Below are 1,070 nucleotides of genomic sequence, written 5' to 3' on the forward strand. Positions count from 1 at the left end.
TGTATTGCCCTGTGAGGTTGGGGACGCGGCTGGCGGGTGGTTGGCCTTTGAGTGCGGTGTGTCCGCGGTGGTGATTGTAGGTGTGGAGCCAGTTGGGGAAGGCGTCGCGTCGTTCTTGCTCTGATCGGTAGGGGCGGGCGTAGGCCCATTCGTCGAGCAGGGTGCGGTTGAAGCGTTCGACTTTGCCGTTGGTCTGGGGCCGGTAGGGCCGGGTGCGCTTGTGGGTGATCCCGGCCGTGGCGAGGGTGTCGCGCCACAGGTGAGACTTGTAGCAGGAGCCGTTGTCGGTCAGGACGCGTTCAACGGTGATCCCGACGCTGGTGAAGAACGCCTGGGCTCGGGCCCAGAAGCCGACAGCGGTCTCTTTGCGTTCGTCCGCCAGGATTTCGCTGTAGGCGAGGCGGGAGTGGTCGTCGACGGCGGTGTGGAGGTAGCTGTAGCCGGCGGCGGAGCGGGTCTTTCGTCCGGCGGCCCGGCCGAGGACCTTGTGGCCGCCGCCGTCGGGGATGTTCCCGAGCTTCTTGATGTCCACGTGCACGAGTTCGCCGGGTGTCTCGCGTTCGTAGCGGCGTATGACGCGGCCGGTGGCACGGTCGAGATGGGCCAGGCGGGCCAGCCGGTAGCGGGTCAGCACACGGTGCACGGTCGAAGGCACCAGATGGAGCAGGTGCGCGATGCGGGCCGGGCCCCACCGACGTGCGAGGCGGACCTTGATGATCCGTCGTTCGGTGCGGGTCGGAGTCCGTCCGGGGCTCGCGTGGGGACGGGAGGATCGGTCGGCCATCCCGGCCTCACCGAAGCGGCGGTAGCGGTCGGCCCAGCGTTGGGCCGTGGTCGGGGAGACCTGGAAGCGTTCAGCGGCCCGACGAAGGGGCCAGCCGTCCTCCACGACGCAGCGGGCCAGACGCAGGCGCCCGGTCTCGGTCAGCGGGGCATTACGGTGGTGCATGAGGGCCTTCTCAAGGTCGGTGGAGACGTCGCAATCCACACCGAACCCGGAAGGCCCTCACCCATTCAAGAACCCACAGCCGAGACCTCCATCACCGTCCACAACCTCCCGAGACAGAACA

At 67.9% G+C, this 1,070-nt stretch carries 1 protein-coding gene; it reads right to left on the reverse strand.

Translation table 11 applies throughout. From position 1 onward, the window contains the following. Positions 1-949: IS481 family transposase (locus RNC47_RS35940; protein ID WP_311605042.1), on the reverse strand; the 949-nt coding region annotated here is incomplete at its 3' end. Positions 950-1,070 lie beyond the last annotated feature (121 nt).

Source organism: Streptomyces millisiae (assembly GCF_031845425.1).
Lineage (GTDB): Bacteria > Actinomycetota > Actinomycetes > Streptomycetales > Streptomycetaceae > Streptomyces > Streptomyces millisiae.